We start from the raw sequence: 13977 nt of genomic DNA on the forward strand, positions 1-13977 counted from the left end.
CGATCGCATTTTTCAAGACTCGCGACGCCGCCCGCGACGCTGAAGCCGGCGGCGAAGATCGTGATGGTAGATGAATCCCGGCAGCGCGAAGACCGCGAACAGCGACAGGTTCATGACCCAGAACTCCCAGCCCTGCGCCTGCAGCTGCCCCTGGGTGCGGTATTCAAGCCCCGCGGCGATGAGTCCGACCAGACAGAACAGCAGCAGCCATTCCACCAGCCGGATCCATTCCGACTTACCGCGTGCGGGCGGCGTCCCGACAAACGCCACCCGCTCGCTCATCCAGGGCAGGTTGGCGGCGATAATGGCCACCACCAACAACGCGATGATCGCTGTCTGCGTCGCCATCGTCGGGTCAGAGCCCCAACGCGATCCGGCAGATTTCAATCAGCCGGTCCGGGAACAGCCCAAGCAGCAGGATGGCGCCGCCGTTCAGCGCGACGATGACCCGCTGGCCGGCGGGCGCTTCGATCGGCACTGGCGACTCGAGCCGGTCAAAGTACACCGCCTTGAGCACCCGCAGGTAATAGAACGCCCCGATGACGGCGAACACGACCGCCACCACGGCCAGCCATATCATGCCGGTGTCGATGAGCGACTGCAGCACCAGCCACTTGGCATAGAACCCCACCGTGCCGGGGATGCCGGTCATTGAGAACATGAGCAGCAGCATGACCAGCGCGAAGCCGCTATGGCGGTCGTTGAGCCCCCGCATGTCATCAATCATCTCAGCCTCGAACCCGCGCCGCGAGAGCAGGATAATCATCCCGAAAGCGCCACTGGCCATGATCCCGTAGCTGATCGCATAGAACAGCGCCGCCGAATAGCCCTCGGGCGTTCCGGCGATCAGGCCGAGGAACAGAAAGCCGATATGCGAGATGGTGGAGTAGGCCAGCATGCGCTTGAAGTTGGTCTGCACCAGCGCGAACAGATTGCCGACCGCCAGCGACCCGACCGCCAGCAGCACCGCCATTGCCTGCCACTGATCATGCAGATCGCCCAGCCCGTCCACCAGCAGACGGAGGAACAGAGCCAGCGCCGCGATCTTGGGCGCGGTGCCCAGGAATGCCGTGGCCGAGGTCGGCGCGCCCTGATAGACGTCCGGCAGCCACATGTGAAAAGGCGCGGCACCAAACTTGAAGGCGACCCCCACCAGCGCGAAGGTCATGCCGAAGGCCATGAGCAGCAGATTATCGCCGGCCGCCGCGTGACTCGCGATGGTGTCGATCAGCAGACTGCCGGAAGCGCCGTAGATCATCGACATGCCATAGAGCATCATCCCCGACGACAGCGCGCCCAGGACGAAGTATTTCATCGCCGCCTCGGCACCGATGCGGCTGTCACGGTCGAAGGCGACCATGGCATAGAGGCTCAGCGAGAGCATCTCGAGTCCGACGTACAGGACCAGCAGGCTGCTGGCCGATGCCATGACGAACATGCCCAGATTGGCGATCAGCGCCAGCAGGTAGAACTCGCCCTTGAGCAGATCGCGCTGGCGCAGGTAATCACGACTATAGCCAAGAGTGACCATGGACAGACCGGCCACCGTCACCTTGAGCACCGCGGCGAGGCTGTCACTGACATACATGCCATTGAAGGTGATCGCCCGCTCCACACCCCAGTGGGTGTAGAGCGCGAGACCGATGGCCCCCAGCAGCGTCAGCTGGGTCAGAAAGAACGCAAGCCGGCTCTGCTGGCTGCGGTCGAACAGATCGGCGATCAGCACGACACAGACCATCACCCCCAGCCAGATCTCCGGGGCGGCCATCGCGAATTGCGGCATTTCGAAATTCATTATCGTCCTCTGGCCTGCATACTAGAGAGCGGGCATCACGATGCCCAGAAGGGCTTCCAGCGAAGGCGCCATGACATTGATCAGGGGGGCCGGATACACGCCGAAGAACAGCACCACACCCACCAGGCTGCCGAGCAGCAGGCGCTCACGCGCATTGATGTCGCGCAGCTCATCCACCTGCGTGTTCCTGACCTGGCCATAGACCACGCGCTTGATCATCCACAGGCTGTAGGCGGCGCCCAGAATGAGGGTCAGCCCGGCGATGGCCGCATACCAGAAACCCGCCTGGAAGCTCGCGAGGATCACCATGAATTCACCGACGAACCCCGAGGTGCCCGGCAGCCCGGCATTGGCCATCGCAAAGAACACGAACAACCCGGCAAACACCGGCATGCGGTTGGCCACCCCGCCATAGTCGGCGATACGCCGGGTGTGCATGCGGTCATAGAGCACACCGACACACAGGAACATCGCCGCCGACACGAAGCCGTGCGAAATCATCTGCACCAGCCCGCCCTCAAGCGCCAGCAGCGCGCCATCGCGGGTGCCCTCGCCGGCCACGATGCGGAAGATCAGGAAGAACGCCAGAGTGACGAAGCCCATGTGGGCGATGGATGAGTAGGCGATGAGTTTTTTCAGATCCTCCTGCACCATCGCCACCAGGCCGATGTAGACCACCGCGATCAGCGACAGCCCGATCAGCAGCCAGTCCAGCGCCATGCTGGCCTCGGGCGCGATCGGCAGACTGAAGCGGAGGAAGCCGTAACCACCGATCTTGAGCGTGATCGCCGCGAGGATCACCGAGCCGCCGGTGGGGGCCTCGACGTGCGCGTCGGGCAGCCAGGTGTGAACCGGGAACATCGGCACCTTGACCGCGAAGGCGGCCAGGAACGCCAGAAAGATCAGCACCTGGGCCGCGAACGGCAGCCCCAACCCATAGAAATCCTCGATGGCAAAGCTGCCCGCCTGGCCGCGCAGGTAGATCAGCGCGACCAGCATCATCACCGACCCGAGGAAGGTGTAGAGAAAGAACTTGAGGGTCGCGTAGATGCGGTTCGGCCCACCCCAGATGCCGATGATCAGGAACATCGGAATGAGCATGGCCTCGAAAAAGACGTAGAACAGCAGCGCATCGAGGGCACTGAACACCCCGATCATGATGCCTTCCATGATCAGGAAGGCGGCCAGGTACTGGGCGGGTTTGTAGCGCACCACCTCCCAGGCCGCGATCACCACCAGAAGCGTCGAGAAGGCGGTCAGCACCACCAGCGGCATCGATATGCCATCGACGCCCAGGTAATACTCGATGCCGAAGGACTCGATCCACGGCGCCCGTTCAACGAACTGCATCCCGGCGACGCCGGTCTCGAAGCCAAACCACAGCACCAGCCCCAGGATGAGGGTGAGCCCGGCGACCGCCAGCGCCGACCAACGGGCCCGATCCGCGTTATCGCGCCCCGTCCACAGGACGACCGCGCCGCCCAGGATCGGCAGCCAGATCAACAGGCTCAGCAAAGGCCAACCTCCCAACATGTTCAGAACCACCCCCGCCAGCTACCCACGAACACCGTCAGCAGAACCAGCAGGCCGACAATCATCACGAAGGCATAGTGATAGAGAAAACCCGTCTGCCCGCCCCGCAGCGCCGTGGCAAGCCGCCCGACGGTGCGCGCGGTGCCATTGACGATGACACCGTCAATCAGCCCCTGATCGCCACCGCGCCACAGGGCCCGGCCGAGCAGGCGCCCACCGCCGGCGAATACGGTGTTGTAGACGTCATCGAAGCCGTACTTGCGCTTGAGCACCCGTACCGCAAGGGACAGCCGCGCGTTGATGGCAGGCAGCAGATCGGGCCGCTTGAGATACAGGAACCACGCCAGTACCGCGCCGGCAACGGCCAGCCAGAACGCCGGATTGACGGCCGCATGCAGGCCGAAGGCGAATGGCCCATGGAAGCTCTTCGCCTTTTCGGCCAGCACATCGTTGGCGGGCGCCACCTGGATCGCCGAGCCGAAGAAGTCCCCGAACAACAGCGGCTCGATGGTGAAGTACCCCAGCACCACCGACGGGATCGCCAGCGCCACCAGCGGCCATTCCATCACCGGCAGCACGTACCGGGGCAGCTGCTTGATGTGCTCCTTGGCATGGGGATCAATCCGCTCCTCGCCCCAGAACACCAGAAAGTACAGGCGGAAGCTGTAGAGCGCGGTAATGAACACGCCCAGTAGCACCGCCCAGTAGGCGAAGCCGGCCCCGAAGCGATCGGCGAGATGCACCGCCTCGATAATGGCGTCCTTGGAGTAGTAGCCCGAGAAGAACGGCGTACCGACCAGCGCCAGCGTCCCCAGCAGCATGGTGATGTGGGTGACCGGCAGATAACGGCGCAGGTTGCCCATGCGGCGCATGTCCTGCTCATGGTGCAGGGCGACGATGACCGCGCCCGCCCCCAGAAACAGCAGCGCCTTGAAAAACGCGTGGGTCATGACGTGGAACACGCCGGCGGCGTAGGCCGACGCGCCCAGGCCGACGAACATATAGCCCAGCTGCGAGAGCGTGGAGTAGGCGATCACCCGTTTGATGTCGGTCTGCACCAGCCCGACCAGCCCCATGAACAGGGCGGTGACCGCGCCCAGGATGAGCACCACCGACAGCGCCACGTCCGAGAGTTCGAACAGCGGCGAGAGCCGCGCCACCAGGAAGATGCCGGCGGTCACCATGGTGGCGGCGTGGATCAGGGCCGAGATGGGCGTGGGGCCCTCCATGGAATCGGGCAGCCAGACATGCAGCGGCACCTGCGCGGATTTGCCCATGGCCCCGATGAACAGCAGGATCGCCGCGACGGTGGCCACCAGTGCCTCGGTACCGAACAGCGTCATGGTCTGATCCGGCGCGGCGGCCGCGGCCGTGAAGACCTGGGCGTAATCCAGGCTGCCGTAGTAGGTCAGCACCGCGGCAATCCCCAGCAGAAACCCGAAGTCACCCACCCGGTTGACCAGAAACGCCTTGAGGTTGGCGAAGATCGCCGTTTCCTTCTGGTACCAGAAGCCGATGAGCAGGTAGGACACCAGACCGACCGCTTCCCAGCCAAAGAAAAGCTGCAGGAAGTTGTTGGCCATCACCAGCATGAGCATCGAGAAGGTGAACAGATTGATGAAGCTGAAAAACCGCGCGTAACCGGCGTCGTCGTACATGTAGCCGATGGTGTAGACGTGGACCGCCAGCGACACCGTGGTCACCACCACCATCATCAGCGCGGTCAGGCGATCGACCAGAAACCCGACCTCGAGGTTGAGACCGCCGACCAGCGCCCATTGATAGAGCGATTCATTGAAAACGCCGACACCGCCCCAGACATGCTGGTAGAGGACCACCAGCGACAGCAGCGCCGACACCGCCACCGCCCCCACAGTCAGGCGGTGCGCGTTCTTCCAGCCGATGCGCCTGCCGGCAAGCCCGGCCACTGCGGCGCCGAACAGCGGCGCCAGCACGATAAGCAGATAGATCGACTTCATTCCCTAACCCCGCATGGTATCCAGGTCGGCGACATTGATGGTGCTCCGGTTGCGGAACAGCACCACGAGAATCGCCAGGCCGATGGCCGACTCCGCCGCCGCGACGGTGAGGATGAAGAACACGAACACCTGGCCGTGGATATCACCGAGGAAATGCGAGAAGGCGATGAAGTTGAAGTTCACGGCGAGCAGGATGAGCTCGATGGACATGAGCAGGACGATGGCGTTCTTCCGGTTGAGAAAGATGCCCGCCATGCCAATGGAAAACAGCAGTGCGCTGAGGACCAGATAGTCGGAGAGCGCTAACATGTAAGCCCCGGTTGTTGTTATGAGTCGGAATCGCGTTCGCTTGGCATCCGCACCATCCGCAGCCGATCGGCCTTCCGGGTGCGGACCTGCGCGGCAATGTCCTGATGCTTGGTATCACCCCGCCGCCGGTGGGTGAGCATGATGGCCGCGATGATCGCCAGCAGCAGCACGATCGCCGCCAGCTCGAACGGATACACGTAGACGGTATAGAGCACGCTGCCGAGCAGGCGGATGTTGTTGCCGTCCAGCGCCCCGCCGGCCGCCGCCTGCTGCGCGGGCTCGAGATCGATCACGCCGGCGCCGATCACCAGCAGCATCTGCAGGACCATCACCAGCCCCACCAGGACCCCCAGCGGCAGGTAGCGCGCGAACCCCTCGCGCATCACCGACAGGTTGATGTCGAGCATCATGACCACGAACAGGAACAGAACCATGACCGCCCCGACGTATACGAGCACGAGTGCGATGCCCAGAAACTCCGCCTCGATGAGCAGCCACAGCGCCGCGCTGCTGAAAAACGCCAACACCAGGGACAGCGCGGAGTGCACCGGGTTGCGGGCGGTCACCACCAGCGTCGCCGCCAGCAGCAGGATCGCCGCGAAAAAATAGAATATCGCTTTCTCAATCACGTCGTGCCCCTACCCCCCCTGAGGCTTATCGATATGGTGCGTCGGCGGCGCGGTCCTTGAACAGCTGGCCTTCGTACTTGTCGCCGACCGCGAGGAGATCCTGCTTGGTCATGATCTGCTCGCCGCGCTCCTCGAAATGGTACTCGTGAATGCGCGTCTCGACGATGGAATCCACCGGGCAGGACTCTTCGCAGAAGCCGCAGTAAATGCACTTGAAGAGGTCGATGTCGTACCGCGTCGTCCGACGGGTGCCATCCTCGCGCTGTTCGGAATCAATGGTGATCGCCAGCGCCGGGCAGACCGCCTCGCAGAGTTTGCAGGCGATGCAGCGCTCCTCGCCATTGGGATACCGGCGCAGCGCGTGCAGACCGCGGAACCGCGGCGACTGCGGCGCCTTCTCCTCGGGGTATTCGAGCGTGTACTTGGCCTCGAACAGGTGCCGACCGGTCAACCGCATGCCCTTGAGCAGTTCGGTCAGCATGAACGTGCCGAAAAATTCCTTCACTGACTGCATGGTCGCCTACCTACCTATGAAAACCACGGACCGACCTCGCCCAGGCTGAGGCCCGCAACAACAATCAGCCAGACCACGGTGACCGGAATGAGTACTTTCCAGCCCAGCCGCATGATCTGGTCGTACCGATACCGCGGGAACGTACCCCGGAACCAGATGTACAGGAACAGGAACAGGCACACCTTGAGCAGGAACCAGACCAGTCCCGGCACCCAGCCGAACAGCGGCCCCAGCAGCGGCAGTCCCTCGAACGGCGAATACCACCCGCCCAGGAACAGAATGGCCGCAAGTCCCGATATCAGGATCATGTTCGCATATTCGGCCAGGAAAAAGATGGCGAAGGCCATCCCGGAGTACTCCACGTGGAAGCCGGCGACGATCTCCGACTCGCCCTCGGCCACGTCGAAAGGCAGACGGTTGGTCTCCGCCACCCCTGAAATCCAGTAAACGACGAACAGCGGCAGCAGGGGCAGCCAGAACCAGTTCCAGAATGGCCCCTGCTGCGCCTGGATGATCTCGCCCATGTTGAGGCTGCCCGCCGCCATCAGCACGCCGACCAGCGCGAAGCCCATGGCGATCTCGTAGGACACCACCTGTGCGCCGGCCCGAAGGGCACCGAGCAGGGCGTATTTGGAGTTGGAGGCCCAGCCGGCCAGGATGATGCCGTAGACCCCCATGGAGGTCATGGCCAGCACGTAGAGCAGACCGGCATTCACATTAGCGATGACCAGTCCGTCGGCGAGCGGCAGTACCGCCCAGGCCGCCAGCGCCGGCATGATCGAGAGCATGGGTGCGAGCACGAACAGAAAGCGGTTGGCGTTCTGCGGCAGCACCACCTCTTTCATCAGCAGCTTGAGGGCATCGGCAAACGGCTGCAGCAGGCCATGCCAACCGACCCGGTTGGGGCCCCGCCGCAGCTGCATCGAGCTGATGACCTTGCGCTCGGCATAGGTCATGTACGCCACCGCCAGGAACAGCGGCACGATCAGCGCCACGATCTTGGCGGTAATCCAGCTCAACTCGATCAATGCGTTCATGCCGCGGCTCCGTCCGCCACCACCTCGATGGCTCCCATCAGCGCACCCAGACCGGCGCTGCCTTCGACGCCCGCCGGAATCCAGACACTGCCCGCCGGCACGGCGTCGCTGACCGCCACCGGCAGCCGCCGGGCCGCACCCGACTGGCGGACATGGACGGCATCGTCCTCAGAGACACCGAGACGCCCGGCGTCCACCGGATTCATTACTGCCCGCGCCGGGGCCGCATGATCGGTCTGCTGCAGCGAGGCGGCATGCCGGGTCAGCGGATCCACGCCGAACATCGCCGGATAGCCGATGCGGGTGAGCTCACTCGGGGCCGGCGTCTGCGCCGCGATGGGTGCTGACGGCCGGGCGACCCCCGTACCTTCGGACAGGCGCTGGAGCTCGTGATGGATCTCATCCGGGGCCTGGTAGTTGAAGCCCTCAAGGTCCAGCACGTTGCCCAACACCCGCAGGAGCCGCCAGGCCGGCCGGGCATCGCCCTGCGGATAGCCGACGCCGGCGAAGGTCTGCCAGCGGCCCTCGGCATTGACCAACGTGCCAGCGGTCTCGCCCAGCGTCGCGATTGGCAGCAGCACATCGGCATGCTCGCGCAGCGCGGGGCTGTCATAGGCCGACAGGGCCACCACGGCCTCGGCCCCGGCGAGCGCCCGAGTGGCCGTTTCACCGTCAAAGAAGTCGTGCTCAGGCTCGGCATTCATCAGGATATAGCCCTGACGGGGCGTCGCGAGCATTGCCGCGGCATCCAGGCCGTCAGTGGCTTCGCCGTTGGCCGTGCGACCCGGCACGGCCCCCGCCAGCCAGGCACCCGCCGTGTTGGCGCCCGGCGTCAGCTCGCCGTAATCGGCACCCGTGAGGCGCGCGATTTCCGCCGCCAGATAGCGCAGCTCGGCGCCGGCCGGATGGCTGTCAGCCAGACCGCCCAGAAGCAGCGCGCGCCGGCCATCGCCCACCAGCGCCGCCGCGATCTGTCGGGCGGGTTCGTCGGCCTCGGCCGTGCCCAGCCACTGCTCGAGTCCGGCGGGTTCATCCACCCCGCGGAGCGCCGCCGCGGCCCGTGCGACACCCGCCAAGGCCCGGGGCATGGCGTCCGCCGGGACCACCTGCTCCACGCCGAGCGGCAGATTCCAGTCGAAGGCCCGCGGGTTGAGCACCATGACCTCGGCGCCATTGCGGGCGGCCTTACGCAGGCGGTGGTTGATCAGCGGCTGTTCATGGCGCGGATAGCCGCCGATGACCAATGCCGCGTCCAGATTCTCGAGGTCGGCGACGGGCGTTTCGAGCCCGGCGAACCCGGCGGTCTCGATCCCGTCACGGAAGTCGCCGCGGCGCAGCCGCGCGTCGATGTTGTGGCTGCCCATGGCCCGGACGATCCGGCCCAGCAGATACATCTCCTCGAGCGTCGACGACGGCGATACCAGCGCCCCGAGCGCTTCGGGGCCATGACGCTCAACGCTGTCCCGCAGGTGATTGGCCGCCGCCTCGATGGCGGTCTGCCAGTCGACGCTCTGCCATTCGCCGTTCTCGCGGATCTGCGGGGTGGCAAGCCGGGCATCGCTGTAGATGCCCTCATACGAGAACCGGTCGCGGTCGCTGATCCAGCACTCGTTGATCGCCTCGTTGTCGCGCGGGACCACGCGTTTGACCGTGCCGCGGACCTGGTGGAGATCGATGTTGGAACCCTGGCAGTCGTGCGGGGCGATGCTCGAGTGACTGAGCATTTCCCAGGCCCGGGCGGTGTAGCGATAAGGGCGCGATGTCAGGGCTCCCACCGGGCACAGATCGATGATGTTACCGGACAGTTCCGAGTGCACACCGCTGCCCACCAGGGTGCTGATCTCGGTGTGCTCACCACGGTACATCGCCCCCAGCTCAGAGGTGCCGGCGACTTCATCGAGAAACCGCACGCAGCGCGTGCAGTGGATGCAGCGGGTCATCTCGGTGGCGACCAGCGGCCCCAGGTTTTCATCCTTGACCACGCGTTTGCGCTCGGAGAAGCGCGAAACACTGCGACCATAGCCCAGCGCCAGATCCTGCAGCTCGCACTCGCCGCCCTGATCACAGATCGGGCAGTCGAGAGGATGGTTGATGAGCAGAAACTCCATCACGCCGCGCTGCGCCTTGAGCGCCCGCTCGGAGGTGGTCTGCACGACCATGCCGTCCGCCACGGCCGTAATGCAGGCCGGCAGCGGCTTGGGCGCCTTGCGGCCGTTCATCTCCACATCCACCAGGCACATCCGGCAGTTGGCCGGCGCCGAGAGTTTGCTGTGGTAGCAAAAGCGCGGGATGTCGATGCCATGCTCGTCGGCGACGGAGATCAGCGAGGCCCCCTTGGGCGCCTCGATGGACTGGCCGTCGATGGTGACGTTGACCGTCTCGGGGTTCTGGGTCTTGACTTCTGCGCTCATGCGGCCGCCTCGACAATGGAACGCTTGTGTTCGATGTAGTGTTCAAACTCGTGACGCCAGTGCTTGAGCACGCCCTGCACCGGCCAGGCCGACGCCTCGCCAAAGGCGCAGATGGTGTGGCCGGCGATCTGCCCGGCCGCCGAGTCCAGGAGCTCCAGGTCCTCGGGGCGACCGTGCCCTTCGTAGATGCGCTTGATCACCCGGTACATCCAGCCGGTGCCCTCGCGGCACGGCGTGCACTGACCGCAGGATTCGGCGTAGTAGAAGCGACTGATGCACATCAGCGCCCGCACCATGTCGGTGGTCTCGTCCATGACCACCACACCGCCCGAACCCAGCGCCGAGCCGGCCTCCATGAGGGCATCGTAGTCCATGGTCAGCTCCATCATCTGATCACCGGGGATCATCGGCATCGATGACCCGCCGGGGATGACGGCCTTCAACCGCCGGCCCTTCCAGACGCCGCCGGCCATGGCCAGCAGATCACTGAACGGCGTCCCCAGCGGCACCTCGAAATTGCCGGGGTTCTCGACGTGGCCCGACACCGAGAAGATCTTCATCCCGCCATTGTTGGGCTTGCCCAGCTCGAGGAACCAGTCCGCACCGTTGCGCATGATCGACGGTACCGAGGCGATGGTCTCGGTGTTGTTGATCGTGGTCGGACGGCCATAGATACCTGACTGGGCCGGGAATGGCGGCTTGTTGCGCGGCATACCCTTCTTGCCCTCGATGGACTCCATCAGCGCCGACTCCTCGCCGCAGATGTAGGCACCGGCGCCGACGTAATTGTAGACCTCGAAATTGACCCCCGAGCCTAGAATATCGCGGCCCAGATAGCCGGCCTCGCGGGCTTCCCGCACGGCCTGCTCCATCCGCTCATTGGGCTCGCGGATGAACTCGCCACGCATGTAGTTGTAGGCCACTTCCACGCCCATGGCATAGCCCGCGATGATCATGCCCTCGATCAGGGCGTGCGGGTTGTAGCGAAGGATGTCGCGATCCTTGCAGGTCCCCGGCTCGGACTCATCGGAGTTGACCAGAAGGTATTTGGTGCCGGGGGCGTTGCGCGGCATGAAGCTCCACTTGATGCCGGCCGGGAACCCCGCACCGCCACGGCCGCGCAGGTTGGCGGACTTCACCGTCTCGATGATGTCTTCCTGGCTGATGCCGTCGCGGAGCACCCGCTCCAGCGCTTCGTAGCCGCCGATGGCCCGGTAGTTCTCGAGGGTCCACGGCTCGTCGAATTGCAGTGTCGTGTAGCAGACGTTGGTCATGGCTACTCCAGATCGTCGAGGATCCGATCGACCTTCTCGGGCGTCAAATCCGTGTAAAACACCTCGTCCACCAGCATCATGGGCGCGCTGCGGCAGGCTGCCAGGCATTCTTCCTCGCGTTTGAGGGTGATGCGACCGTCACTGGTGGTTTCGCCAAGGCTGATTCCCAGCTTTTTCTCGACATGCTCGACGATCTCATCCGACCCCCGGAGCATGCAGGAAATGTTGGTACATATATTGACCCGGTGACGGCCACCGGGTTCGACCTCGAACATGCCGTAGAAGGTGGCCACTTCGTAGACCCGGGCCGGCGCCATGCCGAGGTACTCCGCCACCGCGTCCATCCGCCCGCGGGGCAGCCAGCCGGTGTTGTGCTGCACCACATGCAGCGCCGGAATCACGGCCGACCGGCGCCCCTCGGGGGTGTCAGGAAACTGTGCCAGCCAGCGGTCGATTTCCTCGCGCTCGGGCGCAGTCAGTTCATTCTGATCCGGGCTCTCGGCTGTGCTCACCGGTCCACCTCTCCAAAAACGATATCCATGGTTCCCATCACCGTGACGACGTCCGCGAGCATGTGGCCGCGGACCATTTCGTCCATGGCCGACATGTGGGCGAAACCCGGAGCGCGCAGCTTGAGCCGATAGGGCTTGTTGGCCCCGTCGGAGACGATGTAAGCGCCAAATTCGCCCTTGGGCGCCTCGACCGAGGCATAGACCTCGCCGGGCGGTGTGCAGTAGCCCTCAGTGAACAGTTTGAAGTGATGGATGAGCGACTCCATGTCGTCTTTCATCTCTTCGCGGCTCGGCGGGACCACCTTGTGATCACCCAGGATGACCGGGCCGTCATTGCGCCGCAGCCAGTCGGCACACTGGCGGATGATCCGCACCGACTGACGCAGCTCTTCCATGCGCACCAGATACCGGTCATAGCAGTCGCCGTTGGTGCCCACGGGGATATCGAAGTCCATGCGGTCGTAGACCTCGTAGGGCTGCTTGCGGCGCAGATCCCACTCGACCCCCGAGCCACGCAGCATGGGCCCGGTAAAGCCGAGCTGCAGGGCCCGCTCGGGCGGGACCACGGCCACGTCAACCAGGCGCTGCTTCCAGATGCGGTTGTCGGTCAGCAGGGTATCGATCTCGTCAATGGTGCCCGAGAACCGGTCGCAGAACGCCTCGATGAAGTCGAGCATGCTGCCTTCGCGATCGGCATTCATGCGCTTGAGGTCCTTGTCGCTGCGATACTCCGAGTCGCGGTATTTGGGCATACGCGCCGGCAGATCGCGGTAGACACCGCCGGGCCGGTAGTAGGTGGCGTGCATCCGCGTCCCGCTGACCGCCTCGTAGCAGTCCATCAGCTCCTCGCGCTCCTTGAACGCATAGAGGAAGACGGTCATGGCGCCCACATCCAGCCCGTGCGCGCCGATCCACAGCAGGTGATTGAGGATCCGGGTGATCTCATCGAACATCGTGCGGATGTACTGGGCCCGCTCCGGCGGCTTGATCCCCAGCAGTTTCTCGATGGCGAGCACATAGGCATGCTCGTTGCATATCATCGACACGTAATCGAGCCGGTCCATGTAGCCGATGCTCTGGTTGAACGGCTTAGTCTCGGCGAGTTTTTCGGTGGCGCGGTGCAGCAGGCCGATGTGCGGGTCGGCATGGCGGACCACCTCGCCGTCCATTTCGAGCACCAGACGCAGTACGCCGTGGGCGGCCGGATGCTGGGGGCCGAAGTTGACGGTGTAACTACTGATCTCAGGCATCGGGGGCCTCCTGCTTGGAGGGGTCGGCGTAGCGGTTGTCGTCGCGGATCACCCGCGGCACCAGCACACGCGGCTGGATGGAGACCGGCTCATAGACCACTCGACCCCGGTTTTCGTCGTACCGCACTTCGACATTGCCGATCAGCGGAAAGTCCTTGCGGAAGGGATGGCCGACAAAACCGTAGTCAGTCAGGATCCGGCGCAGGTCGGGATGCCCGTTGAAGATGACCCCGAACAGATCGAACGCCTCGCGCTCCTGCCAGTTGGCCGATGCATAGAGCGGCACGATGGAATCGAGCATGGGCAGATCATCATCGGCGGCAAAACAGCGCACTCGCAGGCGATGGTTATGGCTGACCGAAAGCAGATGATAGACCGCCGCAAAGCGGCGCCCGGTGCTCTCGCGGACCGGCTGGACGCCGTAGATGCCGGTCAGCCCCAACCGCCCGGTGCTGAAGCCATCGACGCCCCGGCTGAAGCCCGTGTTGGTGGCCTCTTCGGTGATCCACTCATCCTGCCCGTAGGCCGCGTAGTCGACGCCGGCGATGTCCAGCAGCTGGCTGAAAGCCAACCCGGGCTCGTCGCGCAGGATCTGCATGGCCGCATAGAGATCGCCGGGAGCGACTTCGATTTCCGCCTCGCGGTATTCGCAGCGGCTGGCGACGACCTGGTCACCCAGCGATGAACGGACCTGTTCGAGCACCTTGTCAGCCGTCAGGGCCATGGCGATTCTC

The 13977-nt window shown here is 64.4% G+C and carries 13 protein-coding genes; all 13 read right to left on the reverse strand.

All coding sequences use genetic code 11. From position 1 onward, the window contains the following. Positions 1-12: 12 nt before the first annotated feature. Genes FPL11_RS04970 through FPL11_RS05030 form a run of 13 tightly spaced genes read right to left on the reverse strand, consistent with a single transcriptional unit; the run spans position 13 to position 13967 of the window. Positions 13-348, reverse strand: coding sequence for a DUF2818 family protein (locus FPL11_RS04970; protein WP_144347675.1), 336 nt, complete (start codon positions 346-348; stop codon positions 13-15). Positions 349-355: 7 nt separating this feature from the next. Beyond that, complete coding sequence (gene nuoN / locus FPL11_RS04975; RefSeq protein ID WP_110883089.1) at positions 356-1795, reverse strand: NADH-quinone oxidoreductase subunit NuoN; 1440 nt, start codon at positions 1793-1795, stop codon at positions 356-358. A 21-nt stretch (positions 1796-1816) separates the two neighbouring features. Continuing rightward, positions 1817-3328: an NADH-quinone oxidoreductase subunit M gene (locus FPL11_RS04980; RefSeq protein ID WP_144347676.1), complete on the reverse strand. Its 1512-nt coding sequence runs from the start codon at positions 3326-3328 to the stop codon at positions 1817-1819. Between the two features lie 2 nt (positions 3329-3330). Then, positions 3331-5307 (reverse strand): NADH-quinone oxidoreductase subunit L, encoded by a 1977-nt coding sequence (gene nuoL, locus FPL11_RS04985; RefSeq protein WP_144347677.1) that lies wholly within the window; start codon positions 5305-5307, stop codon positions 3331-3333. A gap of 3 nt (positions 5308-5310) precedes the next feature. Then, the gene (gene nuoK / locus FPL11_RS04990) at positions 5311-5616 is read right to left on the reverse strand and encodes an NADH-quinone oxidoreductase subunit NuoK (protein ID WP_144347678.1); all 306 of its coding nucleotides are present in this window, start codon (positions 5614-5616) and stop codon (positions 5311-5313) included. Positions 5617-5633: 17 nt separating this feature from the next. Continuing rightward, positions 5634-6242, reverse strand: coding sequence for an NADH-quinone oxidoreductase subunit J (locus tag FPL11_RS04995; protein ID WP_110883240.1), 609 nt, complete (start codon positions 6240-6242; stop codon positions 5634-5636). A 28-nt stretch (positions 6243-6270) separates the two neighbouring features. Next, positions 6271-6759 carry an NADH-quinone oxidoreductase subunit NuoI gene (gene nuoI, locus FPL11_RS05000; protein WP_144347679.1) on the reverse strand — a complete coding sequence of 163 codons (489 nt, stop codon included), beginning with the start codon at positions 6757-6759 and terminating at the stop codon, positions 6271-6273. A gap of 14 nt (positions 6760-6773) precedes the next feature. Next, complete coding sequence (gene nuoH / locus FPL11_RS05005) at positions 6774-7796, reverse strand: NADH-quinone oxidoreductase subunit NuoH (RefSeq protein WP_144347680.1); 1023 nt, start codon at positions 7794-7796, stop codon at positions 6774-6776. Next, entirely contained in the window at positions 7793-10207 is a 2415-nt protein-coding gene (gene nuoG, locus FPL11_RS05010; RefSeq protein ID WP_144347681.1) for an NADH-quinone oxidoreductase subunit NuoG, read from the reverse strand. The genes nuoH and nuoG overlap by 4 nt, the downstream gene beginning before the upstream one ends. Continuing rightward, positions 10204-11481 carry an NADH-quinone oxidoreductase subunit NuoF gene (nuoF, locus tag FPL11_RS05015; RefSeq protein ID WP_110883096.1) on the reverse strand — a complete coding sequence of 426 codons (1278 nt, stop codon included), beginning with the start codon at positions 11479-11481 and terminating at the stop codon, positions 10204-10206. The genes nuoG and nuoF overlap by 4 nt, the downstream gene beginning before the upstream one ends. 2 nt (positions 11482-11483) lie before the next feature. After that, complete coding sequence (gene nuoE / locus FPL11_RS05020) at positions 11484-11993, reverse strand: NADH-quinone oxidoreductase subunit NuoE (protein WP_110883097.1); 510 nt, start codon at positions 11991-11993, stop codon at positions 11484-11486. Next, positions 11990-13243 (reverse strand): NADH-quinone oxidoreductase subunit D, encoded by a 1254-nt coding sequence (locus tag FPL11_RS05025; protein WP_144347682.1) that lies wholly within the window; start codon positions 13241-13243, stop codon positions 11990-11992. The genes nuoE and FPL11_RS05025 overlap by 4 nt, the downstream gene beginning before the upstream one ends. After that, a complete protein-coding gene (locus tag FPL11_RS05030) occupies positions 13236-13967 on the reverse strand; it encodes an NADH-quinone oxidoreductase subunit C (RefSeq protein WP_144347683.1) in 732 nt (243 codons plus the stop codon). Before FPL11_RS05030 ends, FPL11_RS05025 begins: the two co-directional genes overlap by 8 nt. Positions 13968-13977: the final 10 nt, after the last annotated feature.

The organism is Spiribacter aquaticus, assembly GCF_007625215.1.
GTDB lineage: Bacteria > Pseudomonadota > Gammaproteobacteria > Nitrococcales > Nitrococcaceae > Spiribacter > Spiribacter roseus.

Bases quoted from the DNA above. Each gene is read 5' to 3' on its own strand.
- nuoH (WP_144347680.1), bottom strand. From the start codon at position 7,796: ATGAACGCATTGATCGAGTTGAGCTGGATTACCGCCAAGATCGTGGCG.
- nuoG (WP_144347681.1), bottom strand. From the start codon at position 10,207: ATGAGCGCAGAAGTCAAGACCCAGAACCCCGAGACGGTCAACGTCACC.
- FPL11_RS04970 (WP_144347675.1), bottom strand. From the start codon at position 348: ATGGCGACGCAGACAGCGATCATCGCGTTGTTGGTGGTGGCCATTATC.
- nuoF (WP_110883096.1), bottom strand. From the start codon at position 11,481: ATGACCAACGTCTGCTACACGACACTGCAATTCGACGAGCCGTGGACC.
- nuoL (WP_144347677.1), bottom strand. From the start codon at position 5,307: ATGAAGTCGATCTATCTGCTTATCGTGCTGGCGCCGCTGTTCGGCGCC.
- FPL11_RS05030 (WP_144347683.1), bottom strand. From the start codon at position 13,967: ATGGCCCTGACGGCTGACAAGGTGCTCGAACAGGTCCGTTCATCGCTG.
- nuoN (WP_110883089.1), bottom strand. From the start codon at position 1,795: ATGAATTTCGAAATGCCGCAATTCGCGATGGCCGCCCCGGAGATCTGG.
- nuoI (WP_144347679.1), bottom strand. From the start codon at position 6,759: ATGCAGTCAGTGAAGGAATTTTTCGGCACGTTCATGCTGACCGAACTG.
- nuoK (WP_144347678.1), bottom strand. From the start codon at position 5,616: ATGTTAGCGCTCTCCGACTATCTGGTCCTCAGCGCACTGCTGTTTTCC.
- FPL11_RS05025 (WP_144347682.1), bottom strand. From the start codon at position 13,243: ATGCCTGAGATCAGTAGTTACACCGTCAACTTCGGCCCCCAGCATCCG.
- FPL11_RS04980 (WP_144347676.1), bottom strand. From the start codon at position 3,328: ATGTTGGGAGGTTGGCCTTTGCTGAGCCTGTTGATCTGGCTGCCGATC.